The following is a 13068-nucleotide window of genomic DNA, read 5'->3' as shown; positions in this document are numbered from 1 at the left end:
CGCGAGGTCAGTAGGCTTGGGACGTGGACTATCGAGCGGTTGAACTGGCAATCATGGAACGCGGCGTCGAGTGGAACTTCGAGCCCACCCTCGACAGGATCGCCGCGCTCATGGACGTGCTCGGTTCCCCGCAGCACTCATACCCCGTCGTGCACGTCGCCGGGACCAACGGCAAGTCGAGCACGACCCGCATGATCGAGACCATTCTGCGCGAGCGGAACCTGCGCGTGGGCCGCTTCACCAGCCCTCATCTGATCTCCATGCGTGAGCGGATCTCCGTGGACGGCGCCCCGCTGAGCGAGGAGCGTTTCGTCGAGGTCTACGAGGACATCGCGCCCTACCTCCAGATGATCGACGCCCAGGGCCGCCGGCTCTCCTTCTTCGAGACCCTGACGGCGATGGCCTTCGCAGCCTTCGCCGACGCCCCCGTCGACGTCGCGGTGATCGAGACCGGCATGGGCGGCAGCTTCGACGCCACCAACGTCGCCGACGGCGCCGTGGCCGTCATCACCCCCATCTCCCTCGACCACGTCGACTATCTCGGTCCCGACATCGCGACGATCGCGGGGGAGAAGGCCGGCATCATCAAACCCGGGGCGACGGCCGTGCTCGCCCAGCAGGAGCTTCCCGCGGCCGAGGTGCTGATGCGCAGGGCCGCCGAGATGGGCGCCACCGTGGCACGTGAGGGGCTGGAGTTCGGCGTGCTCGGCAGGGAGCTGGCGATCGGGGGGCAGCTGCTCCGGCTGCAAAGCCTCAAGGGGACCTACGACGAGGTCCTGCTCCCCCTGTACGGCGCCCACCAGGCGAGCAACGCCGCCTGCGCGCTGGCCGCGGTCGAGGCGCTGACCGTCGGAGACGACCCCCTCGACCCCGAGCTGGTCCGGCAGGCGTTCCTGCAGGTGACCTCGCCGGGCAGGCTCGAGGTCGTACGGCGGGGCCCCACGGTGCTGGTGGACGCCGCGCACAACCCGGGCGGGATCCAGGCGACCCTGGAGGCCGTCCAGGAGTCGTTCGACTTCGCCAAGCTCATCGCCGTGGTGGCGGTGTTCGAGGACAAGGACGTCCAAGGCATCCTGGAGCTGCTGGAGCCGATGGTGGACGAGATCGTGGTGACCCGGAACTCCTCGCCCAGGTCCATGGACGTGGACGAACTCGCCGCGCTCGCCGAGGAGATCTTCGGGCTGGACCGGGTCCACCAGGTCGAGCGGCTGGACAGTGCCATCGACCGGGCGATCGGGATGGTGGACGCCCTGGGCGAGTTCAGCGGGGCCGGAGTGCTGATCACCGGGTCCGTGGTCACCGCCGGGGACGCGCGGCTTCTTCTCAAGGCGGGCGAGGCCACGTGAGCGGGGCGACGGCGGGAAGGCGAGAGATGATCACAGTTACTCCGGGCATGCGCCGGCTCTGTGCCAGCGTGCTGGGCATGGAGGCGATCGTCATCGGGCTGTTCACACCCGTGGCGATCAACACCCAGAACGTCGAGCCGACCGTCGCGGTGACCGTCGGGATCGGTCTGGCGGTCCTGTGTGTCCTGGTCGCGGGCATGTTGAAGCGCCCCCTCGCGTACATCATGGGAAGCGTGATCCAGGTGCTCGCCATCGCCGCGGGCTTCCTGGTCCCGACCATGTTCTTCCTGGGAGCGATCTTCGCCGCACTGTGGATCACGGCGATATTCGTCGCTCGCCGTGTCGAGGGCGTGACTTCCCGCTAAAGTCGGCCAACATGGCCGTCCCTCCCACTCAACCGACCCGGGCGGTGACCGCCGGGCCCAAGGGCGTGGCGCGCCCGCTCGGTGTCTCCGCGGTGCTCGACGTCATCCTCGGACTGCTCGTCGCGGTGGTTCTTCCGCTGGCGATCGTCGCCATCCCCAACACCATCTCGGTGGTGGCCACCCTGCTCCCGCCTGAGATCTCGCAGATAGCGATGGTGCGGGCGCACGGGCTGGCGCTGCCCGCGATGGTGCTGACCGTGCCGCCGGCCGCCATCGCCGTCCGCCGGATGCGGGCGGCCCCGCTCCTGGTCGCCGGCCTGACCCTGCTCGCGGTGGCGGACGCGGCGGGGGGTTACGCGGACTCCACGTTGCTGGTGGGGGTCCTGCGGGTCCTGCACGGGATCGGCGCCGGCCTGCTGGTGCCCGCGACCCTGGCAGCGGTCTGGGAGCGGTCGCCGCTCCTGCGGGCGCTGTGGGGAGGCATGCTCGCGGTGAGCCTCCTGACCGCGCAGGCACTCGCCCTGTGGCCTCTTGACGAGGTGAGGTCCTGGCGGGTCACGCTACAGCCGTACCCGATGCTCACGGGCGTCGCGCTCGCGCTGGCGGCCGTCTATCTCGTGCTCTGGATGAAGAGGGGACAGGGCGCCCCGGCGGGCGGCGGGACGGACGTCGCCGAGGGCGGACGCCTGCCCGTGGCGATGGTGCCCGCCGTGGCCATCGCCGCCCTGGCCCTGGGCAGCACCTTCGACTGGCCTCCGGATCTGCTGATCGGCGCGGCGCTGCTGTCCATCCTCGTGCTGTTCGGGCTCGCCTCCCTGAGAATCCTGGGCGGTGCCGGCGGCCAGGTGCCCGCTTACACGATGCTGGCGGTGGGCGTCGTCGTCCTGCCCACCGCGGCCCAGGTCACCTACGTGGAGCTGGGCGGGCTGGGTGGTCCGGGCCTGTCCGGGCTCTGGCCGGCCTTCGTGATCGCGGGGGTCGCGGGCGTCGCCGCCGCGGCGCTGGTGAGCCGGCTGGGCGACGGCGCCGTGTCCCTCGCCGGCGCGGGCGGCCTGGTGCTCGTGGTGGCCGGGCTGTGCGCGGTCCGGTTGCTCCTCCCCGCCCCCGGCGGGCCCGCTCCCATCGTCCCGCTGACGCTGCTCGGGGTCGGCGCCGCGGTGGCTCTCACCTCCGCGCTGCGCTCGTCCGGCCCCGGCGCGGCGCTCTTCGCACTGTCGCTCTTCTTCCCCGCGGTGCTCTCCGGCTTCCTGCTGGGCAGCGGGGTCCAGTTCATGAGCCTGAAGGACGCGGCGACCTCGCAGGCGCTGGTCGACGGGTTCGTCGATGCCCTCCATCTGTGGGCTCTGATCGGTGGCGGCCTGGTGGTCGCGGTGATCGTGCTCTGCTCCGTCCTGGCACGCCGTTCCCCGGTGCCCGCATCTGCCACGGCGGACACCGCGGCCGGGGACAGCCTGCCTCCGGGTGGGCGGGCGCCCGCCGAGGGACTGCCCGCCGGGCGGCCCTCGGCCGATCAACCCGCCGGGGGACTCGGCGGCTCCCGGGTCCAGCCGCCTTCAGCGACCGCGGCGGCCGCCTCGGCTCCACCTCCGGCCAGCCCGGCTCCACCTTCGGCCAGCCCGGCTCCACCCTCGGCTTCCCCGGCTCCGGCCGCTCCACCCTCGGCTTCCCCGACTCCGGTCGATCCCCCCTCCGCCGCTCCAGCCCCGGAGGCGGTCAAGCGGTCGCGCCGGTCCGCCGGACGCGCCACCGGACCGGTGATGGTCCCCGAACCCGCCCCCGAGCTGGAGCCTCTGGCCGGGCCGCAGCCACCATGGCCCGCTCCCGCGGCGCGGGCGGAGCCGGAGGCCGGTGGGGAAGGCGACAGGCCCGGCCGGGACGGATCCGAACCGGGCGCCGAGCCGCGGCCGGATCCGCGCTCGGAACCGCGGCCGGACAAGACCGGCACGCTGCCGGTGGTTCCGCCGCCCACACCGTCTCCGGAGGACGCGCTGGGAGACGGGCCCGCCCGCACCTGACACCGCCGAACACGGGGAAACGGGCCGGGGGCGGTAAACTTCGCGCGTTCATCGCAGTCCGCGAGTCAATCCTTCCTGTTCAAAGGAGAACTTCAGTGTCCGAGCGCACTCTTGTCCTGATCAAGCCCGACGGTGTCGCGCGCGGTCTCATCGGCGACGTGATCGCCCGGGTCGAGCGCAAGGGCCTGAAGGTCGTGGCGCTGGAGCTGCGCACCCTGGACGTCGACACCGCCAAGGCGCACTACGCCGAGCACTCCGAGCGGCCCTTCTTCGGCGAGCTGGTCGAGTTCATCACCTCCGGTCCGCTGGTCGCCCTGGTGCTCGAGGGCCCCCGGGCCATCGAGGCCTTCCGCGCCCTCGCCGGCCTGACCGACCCGGTCAAGTCCGCCCCCGGCACCATCCGCGGCGACCACGCCCTGGAGATCGGTGAGAACGTGGTCCACGGCTCCGACTCGCCCGAGTCCGCCGCCCGCGAGATCAAGATCTTCTTCCCGGACCGCTTCTAGGAATTCTCCACATCCGGCGCCGTCGAGCCTCGTCAACCCCCTGGGGTTGACGAGGCTCGACGTATTTGACGCGTCTTAAGATTTTCCTGGAACTGGCGGGCTCATTGCGCTCAGGGGTGGGTACGTCACGTTACGATTCGAGTGCGTTCTGTAGTTTTCGCCGACGATCCCACGGGAGGAGGGCCGCCTTCCCCATGAGCAGCAAGCTTTCTTTTCTCGGCCGCGACATGGCAGTCGACCTCGGCACCGCCAACACACTCGTCTACGTCCGGGGACGCGGCATCGTGCTCAACGAACCCTCCGTCGTCGCGATCAACACGACCACAGGGAAGATCGTCGCCATCGGCATCGAGGCCAAGCGCATGATCGGCCGGACGCCTGGCAACATCGTGGCGATCAGGCCGCTCAAGGACGGCGTCATCGCCGACTTCGACGTCACCGAGCGTATGCTCCGCTACTTCATCCAGCGGGTGCACAAGCGCCGCCATTTCGCCAAGCCTCGCATCATCATCGCGGTGCCGAGCGGGATCACCGGGGTCGAGCAGCGGGCGGTCAAGGAGGCCGGCTACCAGGCGGGGGCGCGTCAGGTCTACATCATCGAGGAGCCGATGGCGGCCGCGATCGGCGCGGGGCTCCCCGTGCACGAGCCGACCGGCAACATGGTGGTCGACGTCGGCGGCGGGACCACCGAGGTCGCGATCATCTCGATGGGCGGTGTGGTGACCAGCCAGTCGATCCGGGTGGGCGGCGACGAGCTGGACCAGGCGATCATCAGCTTCGCGAAGAAGGAATATTCGCTCATGCTCGGCGAGCGGACCGCGGAGGAGATCAAGATGGCGATCGGCTCCGCCTGCGTGCTCCCCGAGGAGGGGCATGCCGAGATCCGGGGTCGCGACCTGGTCAGCGGTCTGCCCAAGACGATCATCGTGTCGGCCCACGAGATCCGCAAGGCCACGGAGGAGCCGGTGAACGCGATCGTGGACGCCGTCAAGACCACCCTGGACAAGTGCCCGCCGGAGCTCTCCGGTGATCTGATGGACCGGGGGATCGCGCTGACCGGCGGTGGCGCGCTCCTCAAGGGCCTGGACGAGCGGCTCAAGGACGAGACGGGCATGCCGATCCACCTGGTGGACAACGCCCTCGACTCCGTCGCGCTCGGCTCGGGCAAGTGTGTCGAGGACTTCGACGCCTTGCAGCAGGTCCTGGTCCCGGAGCCGCGGCACTGATGAAAGACACGCGCCGGGCACGGATGAGCCTAGGACTGCTGCTGGCCGCGGCGCTCGTGGTCATGACCGTGGACCATCGGGCGGGGGACGACTCTCCCTTCGGCCCTCTCCGCGGGGCCGGTACGGCTCTGTTCGGCACCGCCGAGAGCGCGGGGGCCGACGTCATCCGGCCGGTCGGCCAGTTCTTCGAGACGATGGTGGGCGCGCCCGACGCGCAGCGCCGCATCGACGCGCTGAGCGCGGAGAACCAGCGGCTCAAGCGTGACCTGGTGGCGCAGAGCCTGGACCAGCGGCACTCCGCCGAGCTGCGCCGGCTGCTGGGGGTCGCCGGGACCGCCGGATACAGGATCGTTCCCGCCCAGGTGATCGCCCGGCGTGGCACGCCCGGGTTCGAGGAGGCCATCGAGCTCGACGTGGGCAGCGCCGACGGGGTGCGCTCGGAGATGACCGTGCTGAACGGCGACGGCCTGGTGGGCCGGGTGGTCCAGGTGGGGACGTCCACCTCGACCGTGGTGCTGCTCAGCGATCCCGCCTCGGCGGCCGGGGCGCGGCTGGAGGGGAGCAACGAGATCGGGGTGGTGCACGGGGTCGGGGAGAACGGCCGCCTGGTCCGGTTCCGGCTGCTCGACTCGACCGCGCAGATCGTTCCGGGCCGCCGGATCCTGAGCTTCGGCTCCCAGCGTGGCGTGCCGTACGTGGCGGGGGTGCCGATCGGGGTGGTGGAGCGGGTGGAGGCCACGCCGGGGGAGCTGACCCGGATCGCCTACGCGCGGCCGTACGCCGACCTCACCGCGCTGGACGTGGTCGGTGTGGTGGTGCAGTCGCCGCGGCGCGACCCGCGTGACGCGGTGCGGCCCGACGGGCCGCGCAAGAGCGCTCCCTCGCCGAAGCCCGTCCCTTCGCCGAAGCCCGAAGCGTTGCGCGGGCCCGGCTCGGCGGGGAGGGGGATCTGACGGTGGGCGGTCGTGACGTGCTCTCGGTGGGGGTGTTCCTGCTGGTCATGGTCTTCCAGGTGACGGTCGTGAACCGGCTGCCGCTGCCGGGGGAGGGCGCGCCCGACCTGGTGCTGCTCACCGTGGTGGGCTACGCGCTGGTCCGCGGGGCCAACGCCGGCGCGGTCATGGGTTTCTGCGCGGGGCTGGCCAGCGACGTGCTGCCGCCCGCCGCGCACGTGCTCGGGCAGCACGCGCTGGTGCTGTGCCTGATCGGGTTCATGGCCGGGCGGGTGGTGGAGAGCTATCCGGACGCCGGGCAGCTCACGACACTGGCCTGTGCGGTCGCCGGTCCGCTGGTCGCCGCGGGGGTCGGCGCGCTGCTCGGTGACGATCGGATCAGCCGGTCCATGCTCACGGCGACGCTGCCCCAGGCGGTCCTCTACAACCTGCTGGCCGCGCCGCCGGTGGTGTGGGCGGTGACGAGAGTCGTCCGGGGGCCCCGGGTGCGGACCATCCAACCGGCGGGATACCTGGCGCGGGGGCGGACATGAGCCGGCGGGCCGCCGGGCACGGGGTCCGCGGATCCCGTCCGGGCGCGCCGGCGTGCGAGGAGCGGACATGATCCGGATGCGGGGCAGGCTGGTCGTGTTGCAGGTGCTGGTGGTGTCGTTGCTGGCACTGCTGGCCGTACGGCTCTGGCAGGTGCAGGTGGTGCGCGGCGACGAGTTCGTGGTGGCCGCGACCGAGACGCGCACCCGCGACGTGGTCGTGCCCGCGGTGCGCGGGCAGATCCTCGACTCGGCGGGACGGCCGCTGGTGCGCAACCGGACCAGGCTCGTGGTCTCGGTGGACCGGACGAGCCTGAACCGGATGGAGGGCAACGGCAGGGGGGTGCTCCAGCGGCTGGCCACGGTGCTGGATCGCCGGCCGGCCGACCTGCGCGAGCGCATCAGGGCGTGCGGTCCCGGAATCGCCAGACCCTGCTGGCCCGGCTCGCCGTACCAGCCGATCCCGATCGACGACAACGTCACCACCCGTGAGGCCCTGCAGATCCTGGAGCGGCAGGAGGAGTTTCCCGGGGTCACCGCCGAGGTGCAGGCGGTGCGGGAGTATCCGGGCAGCAGTGCGGGCGCGCAGGCGCTCGGCTACCTGCAGCCGATCACCCAGGCCGAGATGGACAGGCGCGCCGGGTCCAAGGCGGTCTTCTCCGGGGTGGACCTGGTGGGCCGTGACGGCCTGGAGTCGGTGTACGACAGCGCGCTGCGCGGGGTGCCCGGGATCCGGCGGATGCAGGTGGACCGGCTCGGCAAGGTGATCGGCGTGGAGCGGCAGGTGCCGCCGACGCCCGGGGACACGCTCATCACCAGCATCGACGCCAAGGTGCAGGCGGTGACGGAGAAGGCCCTGGCCGAGGCGATGAAGTCCGCCCCCAAGGCCGACGGCGCGGCGGCGGTGGTGCTCGACGCGCGGACCAGCCGGGTGATCGCGCTGGCCAGCGCGCCGACCTACAACCCGGCGATCTGGACCGGCGGCATCTCCGAGGTGGCGTACCAGCGGCTGCTCTCCGGCAAGACCGGCAAGCCGCTGGTGTCGCGGGCCATCAAGGGGGAGTTCGCGCCGGGTTCGACGTTCAAGGTGTCGTCGGTGGCGGCGATGCTCAAGGACGGCTATCCGCTGAACGGCCAGTACGACTGCCCGGGCTCCTTCATGGTGGGCAGCCGGCCGTTCAACAACTTCCGGGGGATCGGGCTCGGCACGCTCACCCTGCACACGGCGCTGGTGAAGTCCTGCGACACGATCTTCTACAAGGCCGCCTATGAGCAGTGGCTGCGTGACGGCGGGCTGAAGCCGAAGGCGAAGACCAAGGAGCCGATGGCGACCATGGCGCGTGCCTTCGGGTTCGGCCGTCCCACGGGCGTCGACCTGCCGGGCGAGTCGGCCGGGCGGATCCCCGACCGGCACTGGAAGAAGGACCTGTGGTCGGCGACCAAGGCCGACAACTGCAGGCACGCCAAGATCGGCTATCCGGACGTGGCCAAGAGCGACCCCAGCCGGGCCGCCTTCCTCAAGCAGCTGGCGTACGAGAACTGCCTGGAGGGTTACCAGTGGCGGCCGGGTGACGCGGCGAACTTCTCCATCGGACAGGGCGACGTCCTGGTGACCCCGTTGCAGCTCGCGGCGGCCTACGCGGCGCTGGTCGGCGACGGCAGGCTGCGCAGCCCCCGGCTCGGCTGGGCGCTGGTGCGGCCGGACGGCACCATGGTCAAGGAGATCAAGACGCCGGTGGTGCGCAAGCTGCCGATCTCCGCCAAGGAACGGGCCTACATCAAGGGGGCGCTGAGCGAGGTCGCCTCCGACGGCACGGCCGCCGGGGCCTTCGTCGGATTCCCCATGGACAAGGTGAAGATCGGCGGCAAGACCGGCACCGCGGAGGTCTACGGCAAGGCGGACACCTCCTGGTTCGCCTCGTTCGCGCCCGCCGACAAGCCCCGGTTCGTGGTAGTCGTCATGGTCTCCCAAGGGGGGATGGGCTCCCAGACCGCCGCTCCGGCCGCCCGGAAGATCTACGAGGGCATCTACGGCTTCACGCCCACCGGGGACAAGGCCCCGGCGGCGCTGCCGGCTCACCGGCCCGCCTCCGAGCCGCCGATGATCAAACGGGACGGCACGGTGGCTCGATGATCTGCGTGACGGTGGGGCGGGCCCGCTGTCTGCCCCGTGCGGCGGCGGTGGCGCGGTGACCCGCGCGACGGCCGCGCCGCGGCGCGGGTCCTTCACACGCAGGGCGGTGACGGCGTCCTCGGCGGTGCGCCGGATGGACGGGGTGCTGCTGGTCGCCGTCGCGGCGCTGGCGGTGATCGGCACCATGCTGGTCTGGTCGTCCACCAGGACCTGGGCGCCCGGATCCACCGGCCTGGTCAAGAAGCACATCCTCAACCTCTGCATCGGGACCGTGCTGACCGGCATGGCGGCGATGGTGGACCACCGGAGGCTGCGGGCCTACGCGCCCCTGGTGTACGGCCTGTCCCTGCTCGGGCTGTTCCTGGTGATCACGCCTCTGGGCTCCACCGTGAACGGAGCCCACTCGTGGATCATGGTGGGCGGGGGGTTCGCTTTCCAGCCGTCGGAGTTCGCCAAGCTCGGCCTGGTGCTGATGCTCGCCATGCTGATGGCCCAGCCCGCCGCGGGCACCGACCGGCCGCGCGGCCTGGACGTCGGGATAGCGCTGGTGGTGGGCGCCTTCACGATGGGCCTGGTGATGCTCCAGCCCGACCTGGGCACCACGATGGTCCTCGGCGTGATCACGGCCGCCGCGCTCGTCGTCGCCGGGGTCCGCAAACGCTGGATCGGGGGCCTGGCCCTCCTCGTGGTCGGCGGGGCCGTGGCCGTGTGGTTCCTCGACGTGCTGGAGCCGTACCAGATCGCCCGGTTCACCGCCTTCCTCAACCCCGCCAGCGACCCGCGCGGCGTCGGCTACAACAGCACCCAGTCGCTGATCGCCATCGGGTCCGGGGAGCTGTTCGGCAAGGGGTTGTTCGACGGCGGCCAGACCACCGGGCGCTTCGTGCCCGAGCAGCACACCGACTTCATCTTCACCGTGGCGGGGGAGGAGTTCGGCTTCCTCGGCTCGGTCACGGTGGTGGCCCTGCTCGGCGTGATCCTGCTGCGCGGGATGCGCATCGCGCGGCAGTGCGACGACCGGTTCGGCACGCTGACGGCCGGGGTGATCGTGTGCTGGCTGGCCTTCCAGTCGTTCGTCAACATCGGCATGACGATCGGGATCATGCCGATCACCGGCCTTCCCCTGCCGTTCGTCTCCTATGGCGGCACCGCGACCTTCGCCAATATGATCGCCATCGGATTGCTCCAGGCCATCCACATACGCGAGCAGTCCTTCTAGGCCGGCCGACATGAGAGCCGTCCGCATGTCGGTGACGCCGGATTCTCACTGGCGTGCCGGGAGTCAAGCGAACATTCTGGGAACGACGCCAGAACTCGCGATGACGGAGGGGTCGTGACATCGGAGCTCGCCGAGCGGCAACGGGCACTGGAACTGCTGCGTACCGCCTTTCCCGACTATCGGATCGTCTTCAGCAAGGGCCGCTGGGCCGCGGTGTCGGCGGGCAGCCCGCCGGCGGTCTGGTTCGCCGAGACCCCGAGCAGCCTGTGCGGGCAGCTCTTCCAGGCCCAGCTCCGCAACGGCGGGACGGTCGGGCCCTTCGGCGGTAGCGGTTCATGAGGGGCGCGCTCTCCCGGACCGGCGGCCGGCTCTCAGGTGCACCCCGGGACGGCCGGAGCACTACCGTGGCGGCGATCCCTTCGGAGCACGGCGGGGAGAGCCGATGACCCAGAGCACACGTGGTGGCGACCGCGCCGCGCTGGCCTGCGCGACGATCATCCGTAACCGGACGCTGGCCTCCCTGTCCGGCCCGCCGTCCGCGGCGGTCATCCAGCGGATGGTCGACGAGATCCATGCCTGCTGCCCGCAGCAGACCAGGTTCAAATGCCGCAGGCTCGCGCACGGATGGACCGTGGAAGAGGCCATCGAGCACTTCCACGCCCTGTGCGACCGGGAGGGCGTCAAGCGGCGCGGGCTGACCGAGCGCTCCTGGCGGGAGTGGGAGGCGGGGGCACGGCCCGATAGGGACTACACCGACCTGCTGTGCAGGCTGTACGAGACCGGGCCCGTGCAGCTCGGCTTCGCCCACGACTACACCCCCGACGACCTGCGGTCCGGGCCGTCCGCGCCGCCGGTCCTGGACCTGATCACGGAGGCGGCCGACGAGGCGGGCGCGCACGCCGAGGAGGCCGAGGCGAGCGAGCTGGGCTCGGGCGCGCTGGAGCGGCTGCGCACCCAGGTGATCTGGGTCGGCAAACGCTATGTCGCGGAGGCCCCGCTGCCGCTCTTCGTGGAGATGCGGGAGCTGCAGGAGCGGACCCGCAGGGCGCTGGACAAGCGCATCCATCCGGGCCAGGCCAGGGAGCTCTACTTCCTGACCGGCGCGCTGTGCGGGCTGATGGCCAATGTCAGCATGGACATGGACCGCCGGATCCCCGCCGACACCCTCGCCCGGGCCGCGTGGACCTACGGCAAGGTGGCGGGGCACGCGGCGCTGATGGGGTGGGCGCGTGGCATGCAGGCCTCGGTGGCGCTGTGGGACCGGCGCTACAGCGACGCGGCCAAGTACGCGGAGGAGGGGCTGACCTCCATGAACGTGGGTTCCGGCGCCACCCGGCTGCACATGTTGCGGGCCCGCTCGTACGCGCTGCTGGGCCGTGGCAGGGAAGCCGCGGAGGCGCTCCGCCAGGCGGCCGACGTCCGGTCGGCCGGCGCCGACGAGCTGCACGACGAGATCGCCGGGGAGTTCGCGTTCCGCCCGGCCAAGGAGCACTACTACGCGGCGGTCACCCACCTGCACCTCGGGTTCTCGGCGGCGGCCATCGAGTCGGCGGGCGCGTCGCTGTCCCTGTACGCCTCCGGAGATCCGGAGAACCGCTCCTACGGCTGCGAGTCCATGGCCAGCGCCCACCTGGCGATCGCCCACCTCATGGAGGGCGACGCCAGCGGAGCGGAGGGCGCCATGGCGCCGATCCTGGCGCTCCCGCCCGACCGGCGCATCGGCAGCCTGGGCACGACCCTCGCCACGGGTCGCGCCCTGCTCTCCGCCAGACCCGGGGGAGCCCACATGGCCAGGCAGATCGAGAGTTTCTGCGCCGTGGGCCTGCCCCAGCACGCCCGGCAAGCGATCTCAGACAGGAGCGGACGATGACGATTGCCGCCGGAAGCTCGCTTCTCACCCGGGCGGCCGAGGCGCTCGGCCACGCCTGCCGGGAGGCCGGGCTGGACAGCGCCGGTTTCACGCTGCTGCGCGACTTCGCCAACACCGTCTACCACCTGCCCGCCGAGCAGGCGGTGGTACGGCTGGCGCAGGCGACCACGCCGGGCAAGTTCGACCGGCTGGTGACCTCGGTCCGGGTCACGCGCTGGCTGGCGGAGCAGGGGTTCCCCACCATCCGGCCGCTGAACGTCAGGCAGCCGGTCGTCGCGGAGGGATTCCTGGCGACCTTCTGGCACCACGAGGAGCACATCGGGCCGCCGCCCGATCCTGCGCAGCTGGGACCGCTGCTGCGCAGGCTGCACGACCTGCCGTCCGTGCCGTTCGAGCTGCCGACCCACGACCCCTTCGGCGCGGTGCGCCGGGCGATCCTGGCCGGCCGCGCGCTCGGCGAGGACGACCGCGGCTGGCTGCTCGAACGCTGCGACACGCTCGCCGAGACCTACTACGAGCGGCTGGAGTTCGCTCTGCCGTACGGGCTCACCCACGGCGACGCCCACCGCGGGAACATGATCCGCACCCGTGACGGCTTCCTGCTGTGCGACTGGGACGGGGTGTGCGCCGGGCCGCGGGAGATCGACCTGATCCCGACCCTGCAGGGGATCCGGTTCGGGCTGACCGAGCGGCAGCGGTCCAATTTCAGCGAGGCCTACGGCTACGACGCGACGCGGTGGGAGGGTTACCCGGTGCTGCGGGACATGCGCGAGCTGCAGACCCTCACCGCCGTGCTGCGCAACGCGCACCGTGATCGCAGGGCCCACGACGAGCTGCGGCACCGCCTCGACTCGCTGAGAGGGGGAGACGACCGCCTGTGGCACCCGTTCTAGGCGGATAGGCT

Annotated in this window: 12 protein-coding genes; all 12 read left to right on the top strand. The window is 71.5% G+C overall.

Annotated features, from left to right (window positions below):
- Positions 1-53: 53 nt before the first annotated feature.
- The 12 genes from SROS_RS35120 (at position 54) to SROS_RS35065 (ending at position 13057) form a co-directional block, all read left to right on the top strand.
- Positions 54-1346 (top strand): bifunctional folylpolyglutamate synthase/dihydrofolate synthase, encoded by a 1293-nt coding sequence (locus SROS_RS35120; protein WP_043653596.1) that lies wholly within the window; start codon positions 54-56, stop codon positions 1344-1346.
- A 26-nt stretch (positions 1347-1372) separates the two neighbouring features.
- Entirely contained in the window at positions 1373-1711 is a 339-nt protein-coding gene (locus tag SROS_RS35115; protein ID WP_012893702.1) for a DUF4233 domain-containing protein, read from the top strand.
- Between the two features lie 11 nt (positions 1712-1722).
- Positions 1723-3726, top strand: a complete 2004-nt coding sequence (locus SROS_RS35110) for an MFS transporter (protein ID WP_012893701.1) — start codon at positions 1723-1725, stop codon at positions 3724-3726.
- A gap of 95 nt (positions 3727-3821) precedes the next feature.
- The gene (gene ndk / locus SROS_RS35105) at positions 3822-4232 is read left to right on the top strand and encodes a nucleoside-diphosphate kinase (RefSeq protein ID WP_012893700.1); all 411 of its coding nucleotides are present in this window, start codon (positions 3822-3824) and stop codon (positions 4230-4232) included.
- A 194-nt stretch (positions 4233-4426) separates the two neighbouring features.
- Positions 4427-5458: a rod shape-determining protein gene (locus SROS_RS35100; protein WP_012893699.1), complete on the top strand. Its 1032-nt coding sequence runs from the start codon at positions 4427-4429 to the stop codon at positions 5456-5458.
- 23 nt (positions 5459-5481) lie between these two features.
- Complete coding sequence (gene mreC / locus SROS_RS35095) at positions 5482-6411, top strand: rod shape-determining protein MreC (RefSeq protein ID WP_245564382.1); 930 nt, start codon at positions 5482-5484, stop codon at positions 6409-6411.
- Positions 6412-6413: 2 nt separating this feature from the next.
- The gene (mreD, locus tag SROS_RS35090; RefSeq protein ID WP_012893697.1) at positions 6414-6944 is read left to right on the top strand and encodes a rod shape-determining protein MreD; all 531 of its coding nucleotides are present in this window, start codon (positions 6414-6416) and stop codon (positions 6942-6944) included.
- Positions 6945-7011: 67 nt separating this feature from the next.
- Positions 7012-9075, top strand: a complete 2064-nt coding sequence (gene mrdA / locus SROS_RS35085; protein ID WP_043653586.1) for a penicillin-binding protein 2 — start codon at positions 7012-7014, stop codon at positions 9073-9075.
- A 55-nt stretch (positions 9076-9130) separates the two neighbouring features.
- Positions 9131-10294, top strand: coding sequence for a rod shape-determining protein RodA (gene rodA, locus SROS_RS35080; RefSeq protein ID WP_012893695.1), 1164 nt, complete (start codon positions 9131-9133; stop codon positions 10292-10294).
- 114 nt (positions 10295-10408) lie between these two features.
- Positions 10409-10633 carry a hypothetical protein gene (locus SROS_RS35075; protein ID WP_012893694.1) on the top strand — a complete coding sequence of 75 codons (225 nt, stop codon included), beginning with the start codon at positions 10409-10411 and terminating at the stop codon, positions 10631-10633.
- Positions 10634-10736: 103 nt separating this feature from the next.
- Positions 10737-12164 (top strand): hypothetical protein, encoded by a 1428-nt coding sequence (locus SROS_RS46420; protein WP_012893693.1) that lies wholly within the window; start codon positions 10737-10739, stop codon positions 12162-12164.
- A complete protein-coding gene (locus SROS_RS35065; protein WP_012893692.1) occupies positions 12161-13057 on the top strand; it encodes an aminoglycoside phosphotransferase family protein in 897 nt (298 codons plus the stop codon). The genes SROS_RS46420 and SROS_RS35065 overlap by 4 nt, the downstream gene beginning before the upstream one ends.
- Positions 13058-13068 lie beyond the last annotated feature (11 nt).

Origin of the sequence: Streptosporangium roseum DSM 43021, assembly GCF_000024865.1 — a bacterium.
Lineage (GTDB): Bacteria > Actinomycetota > Actinomycetes > Streptosporangiales > Streptosporangiaceae > Streptosporangium > Streptosporangium roseum.
The sequence above is the reverse complement of the archived record's forward strand: the minus strand, read 5'-3'. Positions and strand labels throughout refer to the sequence as shown.